Source organism: Fictibacillus nanhaiensis, assembly GCF_036213205.1.
In the GTDB taxonomy this organism is placed as follows: Bacteria; Bacillota; Bacilli; order Bacillales; family Fictibacillaceae; genus Fictibacillus; species Fictibacillus nanhaiensis_E.
Map to the genome: position 1 here is coordinate 1 of NZ_JARMFC010000027.1, position 24,585 is coordinate 24,585.

Sequence of the window (24,585 nt, forward strand, 5' to 3'; positions counted from 1 at the left end):
ACTTTGTCTACAAGCTGAAATCCGCTGTTTCTTTAAAGAAACAACGGATCTATTACTTTTTACTGAACATTCTCATACAAACTTTCGGATGCTCCTTCTATAAATGGGCATGGTTTTCCTGAGTAGAAAACAGTCAACTCATGCATCGCACGTGTACATACTGTATAAAACAGTTTGCGCTCTCGTTCAAGTTGATAGCCGGATGCATCAAATATTGTTACCGCGTCAAATTCAATTCCTTTTGCTAAATAAGATGGGATGACGATCACTCCTTTTTGAAAAGAAGCATCCTCATCAATCATAAGCCTTACATCTAGATTATCTTTCAGTTTCTCATAGACTGCCTTGCTCTCTTTAGCCGAACGGCAGATTACAGCTATTGTTTCATGGCCTTTTTTCAACCAATCTCCAATAAGATCCTTAACCTGGTTAATATGATCTTCATCACGTTCTACAGCTGCAATAACAGGTTTTTCCCCCGAACGATTGAACGGAATAATCTCACTTCCGTCTTTCAAAAGACTTTTGGTAAACTCTACGATTTCTTTTGTAGAGCGATAACTTCTTTTAAGTGTAATCGTTTCAGGATTTTTCTTGTTTAATAAGTTTTTGAGCATGCTGAACGTTTCATCTGATGAATGTGCGTAAATCGATTGGTTTAAGTCACCTAGTATCGTTAAGTTTGCTCTTGGGAAAATACGCTGAATAAAAGCAAACTGAAACGGTGAAAAATCTTGTGCTTCATCAATAAAAACATGACGAACAGCTGCATTCGATTGAAAACCTACTAATAATTCTTTTACATAAAGTAGTGGAGTGGCATCTTCATTTGCTAAATGGTTCTGTTTCAGATTAAACAATGTTTGATTGCAGATTTCGTTCCAAGTATTCACGTCTTCGATCAACCGTTTATTTTTCTGAAACAATTTCGCATATAAGCTCTTTATGTCAATAAACGAAAACTGCTCGATGCTTTCTCTAAGAGATTTAAAGGCAAGTCGCGTCACATAAGCCGAGAGCACTTTTTGTTCACTCGATAGATCATTGAATGAGTCAGCTCCGTATTTATTTCGTTCCTCTAATTTCTCATACAGCCTTGTGTATACATTTTTATCAAGAAGCTGTATCTCTTTTTCAACCCATGGTTTCTTTCGTTCTCTTCGTTCTATTTTCTTCAGCTCTTCTAAGATCCTAGCCACCGTCTTTTTCATTCGATAAGGAACGGTTTCTTCCTGATTGAGAGAATAGAAGTATTCACTAATCTGTTTAGCACGAATCACAACACGGTCTCGAAATTTAACATCTAAAAAATGCATGCCTGACGTACTTAATTTCTCAGCATAGCGATGAATCGCTTCTAAGAATTCAACGGAGGCTTTAAACTGTATCGCTTCTACACGCTTAGAAACTCCTTGATCAGATAAAAGCTCTTCCATCTGCTCAAACGGCGTCTCTATAGAATAATCTTCTCCTAAGTGATGGTCCACATAAGCGTGAAACGTTGTTTGTTCCATGTTTTCTTCACCAAGTTCAGGCAGTACGTTCGCAACATAGCTATTAAACATGTTGTTTGGTGAAAATAAAACGACATGATGTGACTGAATAGTTTCTCGATCTCGGTATAACAGAAAGGCTACACGCTGAAGAGCTGCTGATGTCTTGCCGCATCCAGCTGCACCTTGAACAACAAGTAAGTCACTTGCCGTATTTCGTATGATAGCATTTTGTTCTTTTTGAATCGTCGCGACAATACTCTTCATTTGTGTATTTGCTTGGTTGCCTAATACGTGCTGTAACAATTCGTCACCAATTGCTTCTCCCGTATCAAACATTCCAGTTATAAGAGCATTCTTAATCATAAATTGCCTTTTTAGCTCTAGCTCTCCTTCAATGGTACCACTCGGTGCACGAAAATCAGCTTCGCCGAGAGAGTGATCATAGTACAGACTCGAAATCGGCGCACGCCAATCATGAACAAGGAACGTACTTGAAGGTTCATCGTAATAGGATGCAATTCCGATATAGACTTGTTCTATATCCTCTTCACCGTCTTCTTTAAAATCAATTCGACCAAAGTAAGGGGAGCTTTTTAATTTTTCATAGGTTTTAAGTCGAGCTTCTGCAGAAGTATGACTTCGTTCAATTTCAGATAATAACTCAGACTGCTGTTTGATGCTAGCTGCCGTTTCAATTGCATCGTCGGCATCTTCAAGGTTCACTGTAACATCAGACCAAAAGTTTTTTCGGATTTGAACAACATCTGCCTTCTTTCCTCCGAGATGATCAAGAAGTTTATCTGTTGCACCAGAGAGTTTATGAATAACTTGATCTACACGCTTTTGTTCATTTTGTTGTTCCTGGTCCCATGTTGTCATCCGATTTCCCCCTACAAAAAAATTTAATAGTTAATCGTTGACACACGTTCCTATTTTATCGTATAATATAATTAGGAACAATTATAAGTAAAATTTTAAAGTTAGTGCGTCTTTTCTATAATAGCATATTTCTGTATATAAAGTACATATATAAAAACAGTGAATCCCTAAAAAGGTTTTCACTGTTTTTTTTGTGCTCCAAACACTAGGCTTGTTTAGCTGCTTGATGTTCAATAACTCTTTTTATCGAATGCATTTGTCCGAGGTGATATGTTTCGTGAAAAACAGTAAAATTTATTAACTCACCAAATGTAGATAAATTGAAAACCGGCTTCTCCAACTTTTCAAACAATCGTTCTTCTGGCATCTCTTTTACACGCATTAACTGTTCTTCTAACTGCTGTTTAAGTTCTTTTAGTGTTGGAACTTCTCCTTTCCAATCTGCAGGGCTTGTTCCTCTATTAAATAGCTCAACATATTGCTTTGGTAGGTTGGAAGAATGTTCTGGAAACCCAAACATAAAGTATTCTGCGGTCGTGAGAACATGTCCAATGTGCCAACGGATGTTATTATTGAACCCATGGGGTTGAATATCTGCTACCGACTCATCCATACCATCCAATTGCTTTAGAAAGAAACTTCTCGCTAGTTCAAAGTTTTGAATTGTTAATTGATTCATAATAAACCTCCTTAGAATTTGCTCTTTCATCCTTCATCATACGTGTACGATCGTTTGAAGACAAACGTTATGCTGAAGCGCTAAAATCTATTCTGATCGATAGTTATCGTGAATGGGTGCAAATAGATCTTCATCCGTCTTACGCACAACAGAAAAATGGTCGACATTATAATGACCGTGCAAAACTTTATTGTGATGGCTTATGATCTGTTCTGCTTTTAACACTTCTGAATCTGAAGTAGAGTGACCATCTTCAACAAGTGTGACATCGAAGCCTGAGACGGTCGCAAATCGTAAAGCAGTATCAATGCAATGTTCTGTTTTACAACCCATTAGAACGAGATGGCCGATATTTTCATCTTTTAAATAACTCAATAATGGTGTGTTGTAGAAAGCATTCGTTGCTTGCTTATCAAAAACTTTAGCATCCTTTGGAACATTAATTGCAGAATGAACCTCGAAACCTACTCCCTTTCCCTCGGAAACATCTACGTCTCTAACAAAAACAATTGAAGCTTCTGCATGCTTCGCTTTTTCAATAACCATATTTATGTTCTGAAGCAATCCTTCTTTGTTATAAACTGCCGCTTCACTTGCATTTCCCTCAATCAGTTCTTGCTGCGCATCAATAACCAATAAAGCTTGTTTCAAATTACCCGCTCCTTTTTTCAATTCTCACTGTAATACTTCTTCCAAAAGTACAAATATCCTTGCCACTTAAATATTTATTTCAATAACTGGTTAATACTAACAAAGTAGGAATTTTTTATAGTTGCGAAAAACATCAAACTATCTAATAATAGTAAGGTTCAACAAGTGAGTTATTTAGGAGGAAAAGAAAATGAAGTACATCATCTTTCTGGCTGGAGTGGCAGCGGTTTTCTTGTTAGCCTTTCTTGTCAGCAATGATCGCAAAAAGATCAAATATAAGCCGATCCTAGTTATGCTTGGGTTACAGCTTATCCTTACATACTTTCTATTAAATACAGGCGTTGGCCTTGTCATTATAAAAGGTATCTCTAAACTGTTTGAAAAATTGTTAAGTTACGCAGGTGCTGGGGTTGAATTTGTGTTCGGCGGCCTCGCAAACGAAGCTGCAATGCCTTTTTTCTTAACTGTTTTGTTGCCGATCGTTTTTATTTCTGTGTTGATCGGGATCGCACAACACTTTAGAATTCTTCCATTCATCATCAAATGGATTGGTTTTGCGCTAAGTAAGGTGAACGGCTTAGGAAGACTCGAGTCATATAACGCTGTCGCTTCTGCTGTTTTTGGACAATCAGAAGTATTTATATCTGTAAAAAAATTATTAGGTCATCTACCAAAGCATCGCTTATATACGCTTTGTACATCTGCCATGTCAACTGTTTCCGCTTCTATCCTTGGAGCATATATGGCTATGATCGATCCAAAGTATGTGGTAACTGCACTCGTACTTAACTTATTCGGTGGATTTATCATCGCCAACATCATCAATCCATATGAAGTTACTGAAGATGATGACATCATTGAAATCGAGGAAGAAAAACAAACCTTTTTTGAAATGCTTGGTGAGTACATCATGGACGGCTTTAAGGTTGCTGTGATTGTCGGTGCCATGCTTCTTGGATTTGTAGCATTGATCGCATTAATCAACGATGTGTTTGATATGATTTTCGGGATTACGTTCCAAACGATGCTCGGATATGTATTTGCTCCAGTAGCGTTCCTAGTTGGTATCCCATGGGCAGAAGCAGTCTCGGCAGGTACAATCATGGCAACCAAACTTGTTTCGAATGAATTCGTAGCGATGATTGATTTAGCAAAATACGCGAAAGACATGTCTGATCGAACGGTTGGGATCGTTTCTGTTTTCCTTGTTTCATTTGCCAATTTCTCTTCAATCGGTATCATTACTGGTGCTGTTAAAGGTCTACACGAAGAACAAGGTAACACAGTTGCTCGCTTTGGATTAAAACTTCTATATGGTGCAACATTAGTAAGTATCTTATCTGCTGCAATTGCAGGTCTGTTTTTATAAAAGAAATTCTAAAAAAGGAGCTTCGGCTTCTTTTTTTTTTTGCTATTTTCTAAAAGATTGTTGCTTTTATATCTTTTGTATTTAACTCTTTGACTGTCGATTGGAGTGGAAGGTGCGTGCCTCCACATGAGGTACTCCTTGCAAGGCATGCGACGAGAAAGCTTACTACGAAGCATCACTTGTAGACGCAGGAGCAAGGAACTTCTTAAGGCTGGCAGTCCGAAAAGTGAAAGTGGCTCGTTCAGCCCCGACAAGCAAAAGGTGAATGGGCTAGCAAGGCGCACTTTGCTCATGACGGACCATTTAACTTTTGATCTCGAGGGGCTAGCCACTGTAACTAGACAGGTGAGACACTTAAAAGTGAAACGCCCAAAAGTGGCTTACCGCCTACCCCGCGGAAAGCGAGCAGCCTGAAACGGAAATCAACACTCCTAAAAGCAACAAAGTTTACAAAAACAGACTTTTTTATAAAGACATAAAAAAAAGCTGCCTCTACATGAGACAGCAATATCAAAAAAAATTATTGAACTTCTTTAGCAAATTGACCTGGGATCAATTTTAATTCTTCGTGGACTGAGTTTAACTTTTCTTCAAAACCTGTGAACAACTCGTCAGCTTCAGTTGCTTTAGCTTCGTCCTCTAAGCCAGCTACACGTGCTTCATAAGACTTTTTTAATTCTTCAAGAGAACCTTTTACAGCTTCTTGGTTTTCTTTAGATAGATCAGACGGAACTTCAATAGACGGAATTTCTGCAACTGCTTTTTCACCGCTTGCTTTTGCATCTGCTTTTAATTTATCAAGCTCTGCTTGTGGAAGCGCTTCTTCGCCTTCTTTTTCAAGACCTGCCGCATACGCGTTAAATGGTGCGTGGTATCCGCGCAGCTGATTCATAAGCTCCCCTTCAAAGTTAAGAAGTGTAATCTTTTCAGCATTTCCATCTTCCTTCTTCTCTGCAGCCGCTGGCTTAGCCTCTTCTTTCGGTTTTTCTTCTTCCTTGCTGCAACCTACGCTAAGCGCAAGAACAGCAGCAGCTGTTACCGCTAAAAACTTTTTCATCGAGAAAGCCCCCTATATATTTCTATTTTTTGGAACTTTCTCATTTTAATACTTTTTCTTACTATTGTAAATTAAAATGTATCCGTTTTCTCATAAATAATGCTGAAGCCTTAATATGATTGAATTATCTAATTATTCCATTAACTCAAACTCTATTTCTTTTAATATAAAAGTTATCTTTCTATACTAATTGTGTTTCCTTAACCTTTTTCTCATGGTTTAAAAGCCATTCTTTTCGCCATAGGCCACCTGCATATCCTGTTAGGCTTCCGCTTGAACCTATAATTCTATGACAAGGAACAACAATACTTAACTTGTTCTTCCCATTGGCATTCCCTACTGCCCGAACCGCTTTTTCTTTTTGAAGCTTGATGGCAATATCTCTATAAGAAGCAGTTTCTGCGAACGGAATACGAACTAGTGAATTCCATACATTGTGCTGAAAAGGAGTACCGCTATATTGGAATGGAAACGTAAAAGTTTGCCTTTGTCCGTTAAAGTATTCTAATAGTTGATTGCGACAGTCTAGAAGGACAGATGGAATATCGTTTTTATCCTCAATCGCTTTCTCTCTATCCAAGAAAAGGATAGATTGGACAACGGTTTTAGTACCTATAATCTCTATTACCCCTATGGGTGATTCTAGCTCTACATTATAGTGCTTAATCATATAATGACCTCCATAAATAAAAAGTAGCGTATGCTTCCCATCCACTCCAATTTTTTGCTTGTTTCTTCAATTCTTTTATCGTTGGCTTCTGCTGCAATCCCACCTGTTTCATGACAGCATTTTGCAGCCCTACGTCAGCAACTGGAAAAGCATCCGTCTTTAGTAAACATTTCATCATCACATAATCTGCAGTCCAAGGCCCGATTCCTCTAAGGGAGATCAGGCGTTTAGCGGGATCTTCAGAACATCTCAATATTCCCTTTGACAAGCGACCTTCAACTATTTCTCTTGCTATACCAATCACATATTCCGCTTTACGCGTTGTAAATTGGAGTTTTCTTAGATCGTCAACCTGAAGTTCTACCATGATTTCAGGAGATGGGTATGCCCAGTATTCATTTTTTTGTATCACCACACTCTGTCCAAAACTCTTAACCAATCTCTTCTTCAAGGTATAGGCAAAAGTTAAGTTGATTTGCTGCCCCATAATGGCCCAAGTCAATGCTTCAAAAAGATCAGGAATACCGATCATACGCAAACCAAAATATCGTTTTACGAGCGGCTGTAATAAGCTATCCTCTGAAACAGCATCATAAAATAAGGACAGATCTCTATTTAAATCAAACCAATTTCCTATAAATTCAACGACCGTTTCCATGTTAGGTGGCTCTTTATCTGGAAATTCGATTACGAGCACGTGATCTTTGTAACTGATCTTAATCAAGATCAGTTCAGCATTCATTTTGATCACTTTGTAAATGTTGTTTTCATGTACGTGATGAAGAACTTCTAATGGTGATCTCTCAAGAAAAACAAGACATTCTCTATATGAAAATTCTAGTGGTAACTCTATCTTTAATTTTCCATCAAATTCAGTCCATCTCATTATTCGTTCCCTCTCGCTTCTTGCAATTTTCGGTAGTCACTTGGTGAACAATTTTTATACGTACGAAACGTTTTATAAAAGTTAGAAGCGCTCCTAAATCCTGATTCATAGCATATCTCAAGGCATGTTTTTGACGTATTTCTTAACAGATAAGCTGCTTTATCAATACGAATATTCTCCACATATTCTCGAGGCGTAACATTCATCTCTTCTTTAAATAATCGTTCAAGATAGAATGGGCTTACTCCAGAGTACTTCGCTACATCTTGCAGAAGAATTCTGTTTTGATGATTGTTTACTAAGAAACTAGTTGCTTTTCTAATCAGATTGATTTGTGGACACTGTTCGATCTCTGGCTGACATCTTTTACATGCTCGATACCCTGCTTCCTCACATTGAGTAATAGAGTCATAAAATGCTACGTTTTGCTTTTTAGGTTTTCGCGAACGACAAGATGGACGGCAATAAATCTTTGTTGTTTTTACCGCTGTATAAAAAAGACCATCATATGACCTGTTACATTCCATGATCTTGTCCCACATCTCATCAAACGACATCTGTATCGTACCCACAGACCACACCTCCATCTATCAACTTTCCATCATTTTAACAATTTCAATTGCGAAAATCGTCCTAAATCTTGCTGTTATGGTCTTCTTTACGTTAAACATCCTAAAACAAAGGTATAAAAAAAGAGCGACGATCCGCCACTCCCATTTATCCTGTATTTACTTAATCGGTGCTACTCTACTCTTCTTTTTTGTCCCACTCTTTGTCTTGTATTGATAATAGATGACAAATGCAATGACAAACGATGAAACGCCAAACCCTATAACCATTTTATGAAAACCAATCGTGTCTAGGAACAATCCTGTTAACAGCATCAGAACTTGGAAGATAATATTATCAACCATCCCTTTAATAGAGAAAAACCTCCCGTGATAGTCTGACGGAACATCCGTCTGAAAAATGGTAGTAACTACAGGAAACAGCGTTCCCGCAGCAAGACCAAATAATCCGAAAGAAAGAACAGACATGATTGGATGATCAGCTAAAAACAATGATGTGTGTGCAGCAGCAATAATGAATGTAATAGCGAACATATAGCTTAACTTTGGATTGTCTCTAAAAAATTTCTTTGATAAAAACGTTCCAATGAATACACAAACGCCTTCAGTCGTATAAAGAATGCCTTTTATACCCGCATTATCCTGCAACTCACTAATCTCAATCACCATTAAGTTAAATCCAGATAAAAATAGGTAAGCAGGAAGCAATAAAAAGATACCATAAACAACTTTACGTTCATTCTTTATAATGGGATACAATTCACCAAGCGTTCTGAAGAAATTATCCTTTCTACCTGAGGAATCTGCTTTCTTAGGCGGTTCCTCCACATCCAAAAAGAAAGTAGAAATAAGAAGTATCACATATGAAATTAGAGTGACTGTATACAAAGAAAATAGTGACATACCAACTAACATCACGCCGCCGAGTGCAGTCCCTACGATTCGAGATGCTGTAAAGATGTTCATGTTAACACCGTTAGCATCTAGAAGTTCCTCTTTTTTTACGATCAACGGCAACATGGTTTGCATGGCAGGCTGAGAGAACGTACCAGAAATACCGATAACGAGCGTATAAACAACCATCCACCAAACATTATTAGAAGCGATTGCCAAATACATAAAGAAGATAGCCGCACATCGAGCAAACCCAGCGTAGATTAATATCTTTTTCTTATTGCTGCGATCAATGATTCGACCCGCCATCGGTGCAAGAAAGATTCCAACTAGGAACCCAGCCAAAATAATTAGTGCCTGTAGAAATGATGATTCAACATTCATCTGCAAAAATTCAAGATTTCCAATAATACCTACCCATAGACCAGTGCTAGATACAGCAAGTCCAAACATCAAAATTAAAAAATTTCGGTTTCTCCACATGTTCCTTGCTCCTCTCAGTTATACCGAAATTATTAATTAAACAATGACCTTCCTTAATGCAAATGCTCCATTTGATCATATTTGCAAATTTAATTTCAAGTATGCTTTCTTGTGAATTATGTATTTAATGAAGAAGCTTTATTTAAAGGCTTGAAGGAGATTATTCATTTTCTGAACAGCTAGAGCAATCACTTCGGGTGCATCGATATGAACAGAGTGACCCGCACCTTTAGCCTCTACAAATTCACTTTGAGTGGAAAGTTTAAGTTGATCCATAATTAACTCTCGCCAAACAGATTCAAATTTCTCCATCTCCTCTAGAGGAATGTTCTGAGCTTTAGCTATCTCCATTTGATATGTAGGATCGCGTCCGATGACAATAAGCTTTAGGTCATGAAAAGTCCCTAATTGTTTTATCATTTTGGCATCTTCGTCCCAGCACTTCAACTCAGATGCTAAAGCTCTATAAAAATCAGGTTTCACACCAAATTCAAGCAGTCTTTGTTGTACATCGTGTGGTAACTTCTTTTGTCTATCCGTTAATTCTGGCATCAACTCATCCTTAAGAGCTTCAGAACTTTGCTCTGCTTTTTCTAGCCATTCTTTGATCAATGACTCATTTGTCTGCCCTTCTAAGAAAGACAATTCAAGCTCATCTAATTTATATGAATCAACAGAAGATGCATCAACCAAAACCACACCGCATACCTTCTCTGGAAACCTCTTAACAAAATGCTGAACACACAGCCCACCATACGAGTGACCCACTAATATGACTTTTTTATCAATTTTTAGTTTTAATAACAGTTCGCTCAGTTCATTTGTAAGTTGATAGATATGTCGTTCTTCAAATCCGACCTCACTATTACCGATACCAGGTCGATGAATCATAATCACTCTGTTTGTTCCACTTAATGAATCACAAACGTCATGCCAGCTATCAAAAGACACGCCCATCCCAGGTAAGATGACAACAGGTATTCCGTTGTTACCCTTTTGGAATACTTCCATTCCATGATTATTAACGGTTACTAAATCAATCACAGCTTCACCTCATTTTCTTAATTATACCATTTTCATATCAAGCGGTATCTGTTTTCCGCCTCTGTTATAATGACAAGAGTATAAGTTTGAAAGGGGTACACTATGAAACAATTAATCCTTGCTGAAAAGCCGAGTGTGGCGCGTGATCTTGCACGTGTTCTAGGCTGCAAGCAACAAAATAAAAGTTATATTGAAGGACCGAAACACATCGTTACGTGGGCACTTGGTCATTTAATCGAGTTAAAAATGCCAGAAGACTATGACAAACAATATAAACAATGGCGATTGGAGGACCTTCCGATCATTCCAAATCATATGGGACTAAAAGTGATCCGACAAGTTAGTCATCAGTTTCGTGCAATTGAACAACTTTCTAAACGAAAAGACATCAGTGAACTTGTAATCGCAACAGATGCTGGGCGTGAAGGTGAACTCGTTGCACGCTGGATCATGGAAAAAGTAAGATGGCAAAAGCCTGTGAAGCGTTTATGGATTTCATCTCAAACGGATAAAGCGATTCGTGATGGATTCAACCAGCTCAAACCCGCTAAACAATATGACAACCTGTATCAATCTGCCGTTTGCCGTTCTGAAGCAGACTGGCTGATCGGACTAAACGTAACAAGAGCTTTAACAACGAAATACAATGATCCGCTATCTGCTGGACGTGTACAGACACCGACACTTGCCATGATCTTAGAGCGTGAGCAAGAGATTAACTCGTTTCAACCAAAAGACTTTTGGACGATTGATGCGACGATCGGCATGTTAAAAGCGTCTTGGGAACATAATGGTGAGAAGCGTCTTTTTGATGAGAATAAAGCGACAAACATCGTTGAAAAAGTAAAAGAGCAGCAAGTAACTGTCGCCTCCCTTCAAAAGAAGGAAAAAACAGAGGCGCATCCAATGCCTTATGATCTTACTGAATTACAGCGTGATGCCAATCGTCGTTTCGGTTTCTCTGCTAAGAAGACTTCTTCAGTTCTACAAAAACTTTATGAACAATACAAGCTCGTTACGTATCCAAGAACAGATTCGCGCTACTTAACAAAGGATATGGAAAATACGATGTACGACCGTCTTCAAGGAATGTCATCTGGATATCGTGAAGAAGTGCAGCCCCTTCTTAAGCGCAAAGGAACCGTTGTAGCTAAGAAGGTTTTTAACGATTCAAAAGTAACGGATCACCATGCTATCATTCCGACTGATGAACCGTTACACCTAGGAGATCTTGATAATGATGAACGGAAACTTTACGATTTAATTGCTCGCCGATTCCTTGCTCTATTCTACCCTGCGTACCGATCTGAAACGTTGACCGCTACATTAAACGTTGCGGGTGAAACGTTTATGGCCCGTGAAACGCTAGTACTTGATTCAGGATTTAAAGTACTATCTGGTAAAGAAGAAGAAAGCCCGCGTGCACTCGCTAATCTGAAAGAAGGTCAAACGCTTTCTGTAAAAGATGTGAACGCGGACAAAAAGTTAACAGAGCCTCCTTCACGTTTTACAGAGGCAGATCTATTATCTCGTATGGAAAAGTACAGTTTAGGAACTCCCGCTACTCGGGCTGATATCATTGAAAGACTGCTAGGTTCTGAAGTTCTTGATCGAAGAAATAATAAGCTTCACCCAACTCCAAAAGGAAAACAGTTGATTGACCTTGTGAACGACGAGCTCAAGTCCCCTGAACTCACAGCTAAATGGGAACAAGAACTTGAATCAATTGCGCGCGGAAAAGGAAATCCGAAAGAGTTTTTAGAGAACATCCGAAAACAGACAAAGCAGCTAGTAATGGAAATCAAGACGAGTTCGCAGGAATATAGAGCACACAATCTAACGGGTTCCAAGTGTCCAGAGTGCAGTAAACTTTTAAAAGAAGTTAAAGGCCGTGATGGCAAGGTGCTTGTATGCTCGGATCGTGAGTGTTCGTACCGTCGCCGTAAAGATCCGAAGCTATCGAACCGACGCTGTCCACAGTGTCATAAGAAGATGGAGCTTCACAACGGAAAAGCCGGCACTTATTTTCAGTGTAAACCATGTAATGTAGTGGAAAAAGCAGACGACAAGAAAAAGAAGGTAACGAAGCGAGAAGAACGGCAGCTGCTCAAAAAATACAGCGCAAACAACAAAGAGGACGAAGGCTTTGGAAACAGTTTGGCTGATGCATTAAAAGCAGCGATGAAAGATAAAAAATAGACGAAAAGCTGACTTCTGAGGCCGAAAAATAGCATGTTACTGCTGTTTTGACCTCATGAAGTCAGCTTTCTTTAGTTTAGGGGAATTGAATCTGTACGCTTCAACCGTTAATCTGTCCGATTGCATAACGAATCTGTCCAATTAAACGATTAATTTGTCCGATTCGAGTGTTTATCTGTCCGATCAAACGATTAATCTGTCCAATTTCTAAGTACGTTCTTATTACTCAATCTTTACTCAACCTTAAATGTCGCAGAAGCTACTGCATCATAACCGCTTCCATAGAAATAAACCATTTTATACGTAGAACCTTGTTTGTATCGTGCTGCAATTACATTGTTTTTCGGATTGAACGTAATTTTGGATGTTCCACCATTAACCTCGGTGTACTGCCACCAAATCGATTCCACCTCACCAGGATTTTCGTTTACTTCATACAAACCCACCCAGTCACTCTTAGGAGCTCTAACACCTTCCACAACCACATCTAATGTTTCCTCTATGCCGCTCACTTTCTCTTTGGATAATGTGATTTTTATTGGCTCACCTTTCTTTGTTCTGCCTATGGCCTTGATTGAATTCGTACTAATATTTCCATATGCATCGAGTGCAAACACTTCTATATCATAAGTTGTAGATGGTGCTAACCCTTCAAGATTAAGAATGAGAGGATTAGGGACAGGATCTTTATAGAACTCGGAAAAGCCTAAATATTCTTTCGCCACTTCTTTGGTCTCTAAGTTTGTAACGATTACTTTATAATCATGAACGAGCAGATTGTCTTTTGCTTGTGTAAACATAATTGAAAGACTAGTAGCTGTCGTCATGTCGTTCGCAATAGAAAGCATCGCATTGTTTGTAAAAAATGGTGGTTTTTTATCTTTTCTAGCATCCGTATATTTAAAACTATTCTTATTGGCAGGAACACTAATTTCAAACGGTTCACCAGTCCAATCATTATTATGGATATCACGGCGGTTAATTAACACCTTATTCTCATACACTTCAACGATTAAAGCTTGGTTTAGAATATCTGCTCCTTCAGGAACTTCTCCTTGTATACGACCAGCGTCCAGCCACAGATACGCGCCAGTTGAAGTACCGATCGTTGTAAAATCTTTTTGATGAATAATTCTAGGGTCATCTAATGGATAGTGAGTGTGGCCCGAGAATGTAATGACTTGCGGATATTTTTTTAATGTGTCATAAAATAAATCTCTATTTACCGAAAATCCCCACTCGCTTCCGTACATGGTATCTTTAATCGGCTGGTGATGGAACACAAAGATAGGTTTTTCTGGATCATCAGTATGTGCTTGCTTTAACTTTTCAGACATCCACTTGATTTGCTTAACAGAGAATGTCCCCTCTGTCACCCCGTCCTCAGTCCCAAGCACAATAAAATGATATCCTTTGATAATCTTATGATAATAGATTGCCGGCATTTTAGTTACTTCTAAAAAGCGCCTCTGAGCATCAGCCTCTGGTAAACCATTCCAATAATCATGGTTTCCGATTGCGATCAGCGAAAGAGCTTTTGATTGTTTATTTGCTTCATAAGCCGTTTTGAACTTCTCAAATTCCGGTACCAGCCCATTGTCTGTTAAGTCACCTACTACAGCAAATGCATCTTGCTTAGGAACGAGTTGGTTTAATTGTTTGAGAGTCTCTTTAAATTTATTGAAGGTTTGATCGGACGTTTCATTCATATGTACATCACTGACAACAGGAAAAACAAGTATTGACTTGTTACGTCTCATTTTTTTACCACTATCAGCTAGCACGTCTAGTGAGCTCATTGGATTTATAAAAGTTAACCCTAGGGAAAGTCCCGCTACCTTTGTTGTGCGTTCAATAAACGTTCTACGCGTAATCTTAGGTTTTTGGTCATGGTTCTGTTCATCAAAGGAATTCGTCATTATATTCTCTCTCCTATCAAGATGTTAATCCTACATGAAAAGTATATTTATAAAATATAAACCCTTGATTACAGATAAGTTAATCATTGTTAAGATCACGCTGTGAATCCAAGCACGTTAGATAAAATTTCTTTCATCTAATATTCAATCATTACACATATACCAACCAAACAAAAAGAAGGATGGATTATGACTTTCCATCCTTCCTCTCCTAATTTTATTGCCCAGCTTCTACACCATTTTTCTTCATCTGCTTCTCATGCGCTTTACCATGAGCACGGTTTCGATCTTCTTCCACTTCGCGAGATACCTTAACTCCTTCTGTAACAACAGCTGCTCCAACCTGCTGCAAACCATTCTGATCTTTTTGATAGAGAAATGAAGCACGTGTTGATATAGCAGCACCTGGTGAAGTTACAAACGGAACGACTCTATAATCTGTTCGCCACTCTTCAGGTGTAATGGTACATCTTACATATCCACGATAATCGTTGAAGAATTTTATATGTGGATTCAATTCTAATATCTTATCTGTATCAGAACGCTTATCAGCACCATTTCCACCAGAGGTGATCGATGTCCCAACAAATTCAGCTCCAATTACATTTGAAGACGAATCATCGTAATCCGCTTTTAAGTCGCACGCCCAGCTCGCATGTACATCACCTGTTAAAACGATAACATTGTTTAAATTCTTTGATTGTATAAAGTTTGTGATACGTTCACGTGATGCCGTATACCCGTCCCATGCATCCATACTCAGCCGAGGTGCCTCAGTCGTCCCATAGTTTCTCTGTGCAAAGAAGACTTGCTGAGCTAGAACATTCCAATGCGCTTTAGAGTTTCCTAGATTTTGAAGCAACCAGCGTTCCTGTTCACTTCCTGTTAACGTTCGATTCGGGTCTTGAGATTCAGGAGTAGGCGGTTTGCTTCCGTCCCCATTCGCTTGATCATCACGATATTGTCGTGTATCCATGACGTTAAACATCGCTAAGTTTCCATAAGTAAAGTCTCTATAGAGCATCATATCCGCTCCATGCGGTAGGGATGAACGGCGAAGTGGCATGTGTTCATAATACGCTTGATATCCCGCAGCACGGCGTTTTACAAACGCCTCAACAGACTGTCCTTTTTCAGGGATCATGTTTGCATAGTTGTTCTCTACTTCATGATCATCCCACGTTACCACCCAAGGAAATGCTGCATGAGCCGCTTTCAGGTTTCCATCTGTACGATACTGCGCATGTCTGTTTCGATAGTCCTCGAGTGTCATAATCTCAGGACCGCTGTGTGTTCTAACATTGCCAGATGGTGATACATATTCATTTGGTCCATACTCATATATGTAGTCGCCAAGATGAACAACAAAATCTAACTCTTCTTCTGACATATGCTGATATGCTGTAAAGAATCCATGTTCATATTGCTGGCAAGATGCAAATGCAAATGTCATGCTTTTCACATTCGTACCTTTTCTAGGGAGAGTCTTCGTTCTTCCTACAGGGCTATACTCATATCCACTTTTAAATCGGTAATAATATACGTGATTTGCCTTAAGTCCATCTACTTCAATGTGTACAGAGTGAGCCAGATTAGGACGCGCTAGTTCTGTTCCTTTTTGAACAACCATTTTGAATCTTTCATCTTCTGCAATCTCCCATTTGACAGGTACAGCTTGATTGGGCATTCCACCACCATTCAACGGATCTGGTGCTAATCTTGTCCACAAAACAACGCTGTCTGCTAATGGGTCACCAGATGCTACCCCTAGCGTGAACGGATAATTTCTAAATTTTGGTGCAGCGTTCACCTCGTAGCTGCCTAGCGACTGAGCAAGTGTGAGTCCCAGTGAAATTCCTGCAATCTTTCCGGCACCCGAGAGAAAAGTTCTGCGATTCAGTTTGTTTTTTTTAAAGCTGTCTTCCGTAAGCTTCTTAATCCATTCATCCATCGGTCTTTCATCCATACTTGATGCAACCCCTTTTAAATGAATTTATTACAACGCACATTATAGAGTGGAAATATTAAGAAACTATTTCTTTATGTAAAACGTATATAAGGTTACTCATAGGAACAACTTACTAATCTTATATGCATAAAAAATTCACGAACTGACGCTCTAGTTTTTCATCAGATTTGCATAGAAGATCTGATGCTCCAAATGACCTGTTCTTCTTTATAAAATCTTTACAACATATATATAATTCTTAGTTAAAGTAAAAAGTTTTTTATCTTTATTAAAGAAATAGGTGATGGCTCAATGGCACTTAGGCGCAAAAAGAAAAAGAAGTACAACAATGAAACATACACATGGCTAGACTTTTTGATTGATCTTTTATTAGTTATTCCTGAACTGCTCATATGGCTGATTCGCCTTCTTGGTAGAAGTGTATTTAGACTCTTTGATGGAATTTAAAAGTTTCATTTGTAAGATACGAGCAGTATACTAAAAGCTGCTTAACACGAAGTTAAGCAGCTCTATATTCCAGGTTATTTTGTTTTTCGCAATGTGATCGAAACAGTTGTTCCTTTACCAGGGTAACTTTCTACTTTTAGATGTCCCTTATGCTCCGTAATAATTTTATTACTAACCGTAAGACCAAGCCCGATTCCTTTTTCCTTATTGGTGAAGAAAGGAACACCAATGCTCTTCAAACGCTCTTCCTCTATGCCAATCCCATTATCTACAAAGATAAGTTTGATTTGCTGATCAGTCGTTTCTTCAATTGCTATCGTGAGAATTCCACCATTATTCATAGCTTCAATCGCATTTTTAATTACATTGATAAAGACTTGTTTAATCTGGTTCTTTTCGCAAGAAACAAAAAGATCTTTCTCTTTAAACAATAATCGAATCTCAACATTATATAGATTAGCTTCAGATGTTAATAACATAACTGTGTTTTGCAAAAGTTGAATGATGTTCACATTCTTCATATATTGAGTAGCGTCTGGCTTAGCTAATGCCATAAATTCATTCACGATGGATTCAATCCTATGAAGTTCATCACAGATCACTTCATTATACAAAAAGGTTTTATTTTGATCGATCTCACTACTCTTCATTAGAGAGAATAATCCTTTGATTGATGTTAGTGGATTTCTGATTTCATGAGCAACACCAGCAGCTAGTTCTCCTAGCACTGCAAGCTTCTCACTATTCCGAATATACTCATCTGCTTTTTTCTTTTCTGTAATATCACGAGATATAAAAACGATCCCCTCAATGTCACCTTCATCAGTCACCATCGGCATTCCTTTACCCTCTAACAAAACAGGGTGACCTGAAGCATGCATCTTTCGATAAACAAGAGGAAGCGGATTTTCTAGTGCTGCAACTAATTTAATGTATTTCTCTACGTTCTTATGATCCTCCAAGTGGATACAATTCAAAGCATTTGTTCCAAGTAATGAGCTTGGTTCAATTCCTAATATACTTTTATAAGAAAGTGAAGCGTATAAATAGTTTCCGTTTGGATCAACCGAGCATATCAAATCATTGCTATGATCAAGTATGATTCGATGCTTAAATTCATTCTTTCGTAAAGCAGCTTCTGCTTCTTTTTTCTTCGTTATATCTCGAGAAGCAACGATTGCCGAGAGTTTTTGATTATGATTGATAGGCGTTCCCTTTGACTCCAACCAAATATAACTCCCATCCTTCTTCCTATATCTATATTCAATTGTAAGAGGTGTTTGGTTCATAAGCATTCGAGTAAAATCCTGTATTACTCTAGCTCTATCATCTGGATGAACAAGGTCAAATGGAGTAGTGCCTATCGCTTCACTTTGAGCATGACCAGTAACCCAAAAATAGGAAGGGGTCAAGTAGGTAAAGATTCCTTCACGACTAACAATCCCTATAATATCTATCATATTCTCAGTTATAAGCTTTAAATGATCAAGAGTCTCTTTCTTTTCAAGGTGCTGTTGCGTTAAATTGCGAATAATGATTTGTGTGGCGTGTGATGAGAAAAAGAGGGGAAAACCGATTACCTCTAATTGAATTCTATTTCCTTTTTGTGTAATCCATGTTTGTTCACTAGGTTTAGGGGCGATACCGCTGTCACATGTTTTAATTCTTTCTTCCACTAAAGAATGCAGCTCATTAGGGAGGTTCTTCCATATCAGCTGACCAATTATATCTTCTTCCGCTTCTAATATATTTCTTGCAGCAGGATTTACATAAACCCATACTCGATCTTTCTGGATAAGAAAAGGTGTTTCAGAATGTTCAAATTGATTGGCGTATGTTTTCATTTGATTAATGAAAAGGCTGTCTCCTAATACTTGACCATCTGAAGTTTCCATACCCACCCTCCATTAAAAACGTTAATCAAAACGTTTCGTTCATGATTACCTAAATTATAAACATATGTTCTTTTGCAAATAAAGATATTTTTTCAAAAATATTCTTACTATTTTCAAATTAATGCTTCAGCTCAATTAGTTCATAACTGATAGATGTTTTTGATCGTAGATGAATTTTGTTTCATAAAAAGCATGGAAGGCATGTTTTAATGCACTTTTTCGATCAGGGGCTGTGTGAGAGGACATGATTATATGGTCATGTTTATAATAGAGCATACTTACCACTACCGTTACTTTTTCGGTGTAAAGAAATATATCAATATCCAATACTTCATTACCAATTATTAAACGAATAAAGCGGCATTTCGGTGTACTTACCATCTCCTCCAGCCCCCTTTTAATCTTTCATCCCCTTTTAGTTTTATCTTAAAAGTTTAGTTATTTAAATAGTAAATAATCACTATAAATTTGTCAATATATTCTGTCAATTTTAGTCGATTTCCTGGGAAATTAGAAGTATATAGTAAAAATAGCGGACAACAACCTCACATACTTTTTCATTATTAGACAAATATAAAAAATAAGAGACCAACCTATTAGGCTGACCTCTTATTACTTAAGCTTCTTTTTCAACTAAATTGTGCTCTAATTGTTGGGATGATGTAGAATTTATCTCATCATGGTTTAGTCTTTTCGTAATCTCAATTTTTTTTACTTGATGACCATCAATTTCGATTACCTTAAAATCATAGTCTTCATACGAAATGACCTGATTTTCTTGTATTTCTGAATTCTGTGAAAGTACCCATCCGCCAATGGTATCAAGCTCACTATCATCAATTTGTACTCCATAAATGTCGTTCACTTCTGCGATTAATACTTTACCGTCAAAGTGTTTAACATTTGGACTGACTGCATGAATCATTGGTGATTCATCTTCATCAAATTCATCACGGATTTCACCAACAAGCTCTTCCAAAATATCTTCAATGGTAACAATACCTGCTGTTCCACCATATTCATCAACTAAAACAGCCATATGAAAGCCTTTTTTCTGAAGCTTTAAAAGTGTTTCTTTAATCGGTGTATTTTCAAAAACGCTCAATGTTGGTCGAATGTAATGTTCAAGAGGGTATTCTTTTCCTTTGATCAAATCGAAAAATACTTCTTTCGCGTTCACCATACCAAGAACATTATCTTTATCTTCCCCTACAACAGGGTAACGTGTATATTTTTCTTCTGCAATTATATTAATATTTTCTGCAACGGTATTATCTTCATAAAGACAAATCATTTCAGTACGAGGGACCATAATCTCTTTTGCAGTTCTGTCGTCAAATTCGAATACCTTTTCTACATAACTGAACTCAGATTTATTGATTTCACCACTTTTGTAGCTCTCACTTAAGATTAAACGAAGCTCCTCTTCAGTATGCGCCATATCATGTTCGGAAGCTGGTTTCAAACCAAACATTCTTACTAAAAGCTGCGCACTACCGTTCAAGAACCAAATGAATGGATACATAATTCTATAGAACCCAATCAATGCAGGTGATAACAATAAGCTGATTGTTTCAGCTTTTTGAATAGCTACTGTTTTTGGTGCAAGCTCACCAAGTACAACATGTAAAAAAGTGATGGATGCAAAAGCAATCGCAAATGATAATGTGTGCACAATTGCAGGGCTTAAATCCATCTGTTCAAATACAGGACCAAGAATTGCTTCTACCGTAGGTTCACCTAACCAACCTAATCCTAAAGCTGTAATTGTAATACCTAACTGACAGGCTGAGAGTGATCCATCAAGGTTGGAAATAACCTTTTGTGCTGCAATCGCTCGTTTGTTACCTTCTTCAGCAAGTTGATCAATTCTTGATTTACGAATCTTAACAATCGCAAATTCTGCTGCTACGAAAAAAGCGGTTAGTAGAATAAGTACGGCTACTGCAAGTAATTTCAATAAGGTCAAACTGTCCAAAAAGACTCCTTATACCCCAAGTTACTGGAATATAAGTTGTCACCTCCTAAGTGTTATAAATTTTTATAATCAAGAAAAAGTATATCATAGAATTGAAAAACTTACTTAATAAAACAACTTACTTGTATTTTACATTTATCATTTCTAAGCTTTAAATAAAGTTGATGATTCCGAAATTTCCACAGTGTCTAAGTCTTCTTCTTTTTTCAATACAAGTCAATTCTTCTTTATTATAATAGTAAATCTTCAATTGCTAATCTGTATGAGTTTCGACTAGGTTTAAAATAATCCAAACTACCCGTTACCCAATGACTAAATGATTCTTTATGTTCGTTGTAATCTTAGTACACTCATCAACTCTTCTTCATTTCCATTGTTATTGATTGATCCTACTACAAATAGCAATAAGATTTCGATAACAATTAACGTCTTACGAATGCTGCCCCTCATTCAGAAACTGTATCTGAATAGATGATATTCACATTTTCTTCCTGGTAATTATCACGCAATACTTAAGAAAAATGATACTAAATATGGGAGACTTACCCATTTTTAAGTGGTATTCTTAAAATGGCTTGGATACTGTTTTTACATTGCTTCAAAGAAAGGATGAACATCAAATGGATTTTGTACTAGAACATAAGTGGGTATTTCTCATTTTGGCCGAGACCGTATTTTGGATTTCTACCTTATCTTTTCTTGTGGTACGTTATTGGTTCAATTTAAAGAAATTAAGCACTGCATTCTTCATTCTTTTCCTCATAAATGATCTATGGATTGCCGCTATGGGTTATTTCGATTATTTAAGAACTGGAGAATTCTCCTCCTATCAAATCATTATTCTAGTTGTGATTGCTTATGCGTTTTTATATGGAAAGAGCGATTTTCAGAAGATAGATCGCTTTATACAGCGAAAAGTTGCCAAAATGCGCGAATTGCCTGAACCCGATCTTCCTGCTTCAACACCACTGTACGGGATGCAACACGCGAAGCAAGAAAGAAGAAACCTTTACAAGCGCATTTGTTTATTTATCACGATTCAATGTGTCTTTTGGCTATTATTCGGCCTTTCAGATGCCGTATCAACTATACAACCAGACACTCTCTTCAAAGATTGGTACGACACAACGGATACTGATTTGTTCTACAAAAACGATGTTGCTAATAACGTTACACGAATTTGGGCGCTGATACTTGCTATTGATATCGTTGTTTCTTTGTCTTATACGATTGTTCCGAAAAAAGAAAAACAAGCAACTCGTGTTGCATAAACAGTTGAAAAGAGCTTAGGATACTTTCATCCCAAGCTCTTTCCTACTTTTAATTTGATTCTGTATTTTTTCTAGATGTCTCTACCCGTTCATTCCCCATAAACATTATGACAACAGCTGATAATACGATTGGAATCAATGCATAAGTGAAAACAGTCGTAATAGACGCAGACATGGAAGCTGTTATTCCATCTAAAACTTCAGGAGGTATTTTAGAGCGCTCTCCTGCTTGAAATACTTTTTGTGGATCAATCTCTTTAAATGTTGCAGCACCTTGACCTGCAAAGCCTTTTAAATTCTCACTTATTTTTTCATAAAAAATTCGATTTTGAAGTGCTCCAAAAATGGTTACACCAAGTGTCATACCTAATGAGCGTAAAAAGGCATTCGTAGAGTTGGCTGAACCTCTATAACGAAACTCCATTTTATTGATCGTTGCTGCAGGTAATAAAGAGAACGAGAAGCCCATTCCAAATCCTACAGTCACCATAAAAAATGTAAGCATCATTCTAGAAGTATCCGGTGTCATGCCACTTAGCATATACATGCCAGTGAAATAAGAAATGACGGATACGATCATGAGGTTACGAAAGCTGGTTTTGGTTTGAAAAATACCACCAATCATACTTCCAGCAACAGAACCTAACATCATTGGTGTTAGAATTAAGCCTGCACTTGTTGCAGAACCTCCATAAACCGCTTGAACGAAAATAGGAATAAACACAGCTAGAATAATGAATGTTCCACCGTACAGAAAACCTAGAATCTGAGAAGTAGCAAAAAGCCTCTCCTTAAACATCCAAAATGAAATAATCGGTTCGGATGCTTTCTGTTCTACAGCAAAGAACACGATGAAAAAAACAGTGAATATCGTAAATAAAGCTACGATCTGTGATGAATCCCATGCATACGTTTTGCCACCAAGTTCAAGAGCAAACATTAGACTAACCACTGCGATAACAAGTGTGATCGCACCCCACCAGTCAATCTTTAGTTCACGGTGTTCAAGGGTTTCTTTATAATAACGAAAAATTAAGTAAAACGAAGCCGCACCAATTGGAACATTAATATAGAACACCCAATGCCAGCTTATCGCATCTGTAATAAACGCTCCAAGTAAAGGTCCAAGAACACTTGAAGTTCCAAAGACTGCTCCCAGAAGCCCTGTCATCTTCCCTCTCTTTTCTGGAGGGAAAATATCAAAAACAATTGTAAAGGCGATCGGCATCAGTGCTCCCCCACCGATACCTTGAATCGCTCTAAACGCTATCAGTTGCTCCATACTTTGAGCAAGACCACAAAGGGCAGAACCGATAAGGAAAACGACAAGTCCAAAAATGAAGAACCGTTTTCTGCCATACATATCAGACAATTTACCGTAAATAGGCATCCCAGCCATTACTGCCACCATATATGAGCCTGTAACCCAAACGAATTTATCGAAACCACCTAGGTCTGCTACAATCGTCCCCATCGCGGTTGCAACAATGGTATTGTCCATCGCAGCCATCAAAATCCCAAGCAATAACCCCGCTACGACTAACTTTAGATTTGTTTCTTTATGCACCATAGCGCCATCTCCTAACCTAACACCCTCATGTATACTTAATAAACTTAAGTATACATGAGGGACTGTCCCCCAACAATTTATTTCCTTCGCTAATTCTCTCCATTTACTAAGGGTGTTTTCTACATAATAACCTATAAAAATAGTTAATTTACATTTTTGAGAATTTATCCACACTCTTATTTCTTACCAAAGAAAAAGAGACAGCACGTCTGCCGTCTCTTTAATTATTATTCTATTAAAGTTCTAGGATAGAACCTTTACTATCTTGTCCTTCGTACATTGCATCTAGCATTATGCCTGTCCAAAGATTTAGATTTAAACCACGGTCTTCATCATCACTATTAAGTCCAAGTTCTAGACCAGTGTCTAATGAAGAATGTAATGAAGAACGATCTTCATCTTCATCAAATGAACTCATTAAGTCTGCCATGATTGAAGTATTTAACATAAGAGAAGTATTTTCAAGCTCATCTTCAGAAGACAAGGAAAGTGCTGCATCCGTGTTAAGCATTGTGCTTAAAGAAGTGCGATTTTGTTCTTCATCAGACATAACAGTCGCCATCACATCTGTGCCTACATCTACTTTCGCACTTGACTCTTCGTCTTCCTCAGTTGCTTCTACTCCTGCCCATAGACCAGTGTCAGCCATCAATGAAGAAT

20 protein-coding genes are annotated in these 24,585 nt (G+C 37.8%); 4 read left to right on the forward strand and 16 right to left on the reverse strand.

The genetic code is table 11. The features are described from left to right. Positions 1–59 precede the first annotated feature (59 nt). The 3 genes from helD to P4V41_RS19880 all read right to left on the reverse strand — a co-directional run bounded on the left by helD (position 60) and on the right by P4V41_RS19880 (position 3,705). Positions 60–2,375 carry an RNA polymerase recycling motor HelD gene (gene helD, locus P4V41_RS19870; RefSeq protein WP_328086863.1) on the reverse strand — a complete coding sequence of 772 codons (2,316 nt, stop codon included), beginning with the start codon at positions 2,373–2,375 and terminating at the stop codon, positions 60–62. Positions 2,376–2,580: 205 nt separating this feature from the next. After that, the gene (locus P4V41_RS19875; protein ID WP_328086864.1) at positions 2,581–3,054 is read right to left on the reverse strand and encodes a DinB family protein; all 474 of its coding nucleotides are present in this window, start codon (positions 3,052–3,054) and stop codon (positions 2,581–2,583) included. 87 nt (positions 3,055–3,141) lie between these two features. Continuing rightward, complete coding sequence (locus tag P4V41_RS19880) at positions 3,142–3,705, reverse strand: isochorismatase family protein (protein ID WP_328086865.1); 564 nt, start codon at positions 3,703–3,705, stop codon at positions 3,142–3,144. A gap of 190 nt (positions 3,706–3,895) precedes the next feature. Here P4V41_RS19880 and P4V41_RS19885 point away from each other — a divergent pair, with 190 nt between their 5' ends. Further along, on the forward strand, positions 3,896–5,074 hold the full coding sequence (locus P4V41_RS19885; protein WP_137790303.1) for a NupC/NupG family nucleoside CNT transporter: 1,179 nt from the start codon (positions 3,896–3,898) through the stop codon (positions 5,072–5,074). A gap of 520 nt (positions 5,075–5,594) precedes the next feature. Here P4V41_RS19885 and P4V41_RS19890 read toward each other — a convergent pair. The 6 genes from P4V41_RS19890 to P4V41_RS19915 form a co-directional block, all read right to left on the reverse strand. Then, positions 5,595–6,131 carry a hypothetical protein gene (locus P4V41_RS19890; protein WP_328086867.1) on the reverse strand — a complete coding sequence of 179 codons (537 nt, stop codon included), beginning with the start codon at positions 6,129–6,131 and terminating at the stop codon, positions 5,595–5,597. 181 nt (positions 6,132–6,312) lie between these two features. Beyond that, positions 6,313–6,801: a methylated-DNA--[protein]-cysteine S-methyltransferase gene (locus P4V41_RS19895; protein WP_328086868.1), complete on the reverse strand. Its 489-nt coding sequence runs from the start codon at positions 6,799–6,801 to the stop codon at positions 6,313–6,315. Beyond that, positions 6,794–7,687 (reverse strand): DNA-3-methyladenine glycosylase, encoded by an 894-nt coding sequence (locus P4V41_RS19900; protein ID WP_328086871.1) that lies wholly within the window; start codon positions 7,685–7,687, stop codon positions 6,794–6,796. Before P4V41_RS19900 ends, P4V41_RS19895 begins: the two co-directional genes overlap by 8 nt. Continuing rightward, the gene (locus tag P4V41_RS19905) at positions 7,687–8,229 is read right to left on the reverse strand and encodes a bifunctional transcriptional activator/DNA repair enzyme AdaA (protein WP_419181339.1); all 543 of its coding nucleotides are present in this window, start codon (positions 8,227–8,229) and stop codon (positions 7,687–7,689) included. The genes P4V41_RS19900 and P4V41_RS19905 overlap by 1 nt, the downstream gene beginning before the upstream one ends. A 186-nt stretch (positions 8,230–8,415) precedes the next feature. Next, positions 8,416–9,651 carry an MFS transporter gene (locus P4V41_RS19910; protein WP_328086892.1) on the reverse strand — a complete coding sequence of 412 codons (1,236 nt, stop codon included), beginning with the start codon at positions 9,649–9,651 and terminating at the stop codon, positions 8,416–8,418. A 120-nt stretch (positions 9,652–9,771) separates the two neighbouring features. Then, a complete protein-coding gene (locus P4V41_RS19915) occupies positions 9,772–10,677 on the reverse strand; it encodes an alpha/beta hydrolase (protein WP_328086873.1) in 906 nt (301 codons plus the stop codon). Between the two features lie 102 nt (positions 10,678–10,779). Here P4V41_RS19915 and P4V41_RS19920 point away from each other — a divergent pair, with 102 nt between their 5' ends. After that, positions 10,780–12,876: a DNA topoisomerase III gene (locus tag P4V41_RS19920; RefSeq protein ID WP_328086874.1), complete on the forward strand. Its 2,097-nt coding sequence runs from the start codon at positions 10,780–10,782 to the stop codon at positions 12,874–12,876. Between the two features lie 233 nt (positions 12,877–13,109). Here the strand turns inward: P4V41_RS19920 and P4V41_RS19925 are convergent, their stop codons facing one another. Both P4V41_RS19925 and P4V41_RS19930 read right to left on the reverse strand, forming a co-directional pair. Next, a complete protein-coding gene (locus P4V41_RS19925; protein WP_328086875.1) occupies positions 13,110–14,795 on the reverse strand; it encodes a metallophosphoesterase family protein in 1,686 nt (561 codons plus the stop codon). 217 nt (positions 14,796–15,012) lie between these two features. Further along, positions 15,013–16,761, reverse strand: a complete 1,749-nt coding sequence (locus tag P4V41_RS19930; protein WP_328086877.1) for an alkaline phosphatase — start codon at positions 16,759–16,761, stop codon at positions 15,013–15,015. 294 nt (positions 16,762–17,055) lie between these two features. On the opposite strand from P4V41_RS19930, the gene P4V41_RS19935 reads away from it, so the two are divergent. Continuing rightward, positions 17,056–17,211, forward strand: a complete 156-nt coding sequence (locus P4V41_RS19935) for a hypothetical protein (RefSeq protein WP_328086878.1) — start codon at positions 17,056–17,058, stop codon at positions 17,209–17,211. A gap of 74 nt (positions 17,212–17,285) precedes the next feature. On the opposite strand, the gene P4V41_RS19940 is transcribed toward P4V41_RS19935, so the two are convergent. The 3 genes from P4V41_RS19940 to P4V41_RS19950 all read right to left on the reverse strand — a co-directional run bounded on the left by P4V41_RS19940 (position 17,286) and on the right by P4V41_RS19950 (position 21,075). Further along, entirely contained in the window at positions 17,286–19,106 is a 1,821-nt protein-coding gene (locus P4V41_RS19940) for a PAS domain S-box protein (RefSeq protein WP_328086879.1), read from the reverse strand. 135 nt (positions 19,107–19,241) lie between these two features. Further along, a complete protein-coding gene (locus P4V41_RS19945) occupies positions 19,242–19,487 on the reverse strand; it encodes a hypothetical protein (protein ID WP_328086881.1) in 246 nt (81 codons plus the stop codon). Positions 19,488–19,722: 235 nt separating this feature from the next. Then, on the reverse strand, positions 19,723–21,075 hold the full coding sequence (locus P4V41_RS19950; RefSeq protein WP_328086894.1) for a hemolysin family protein: 1,353 nt from the start codon (positions 21,073–21,075) through the stop codon (positions 19,723–19,725). Between the two features lie 629 nt (positions 21,076–21,704). Here P4V41_RS19950 and P4V41_RS19955 point away from each other — a divergent pair. Further along, positions 21,705–22,355, forward strand: a complete 651-nt coding sequence (locus tag P4V41_RS19955; protein ID WP_328086883.1) for a hypothetical protein — start codon at positions 21,705–21,707, stop codon at positions 22,353–22,355. Positions 22,356–22,404: 49 nt separating this feature from the next. On the opposite strand, the gene P4V41_RS19960 is transcribed toward P4V41_RS19955, so the two are convergent. Together P4V41_RS19960 and P4V41_RS19965 are read right to left on the reverse strand one after the other, a co-directional pair. Further along, positions 22,405–23,925: an MDR family MFS transporter gene (locus P4V41_RS19960; protein WP_328086886.1), complete on the reverse strand. Its 1,521-nt coding sequence runs from the start codon at positions 23,923–23,925 to the stop codon at positions 22,405–22,407. Positions 23,926–24,160: 235 nt separating this feature from the next. Next, positions 24,161–24,585, reverse strand: a 425-nt coding sequence (locus tag P4V41_RS19965; RefSeq protein ID WP_328086888.1) for a hypothetical protein, incomplete at its 5' end; no start/stop codon positions are given.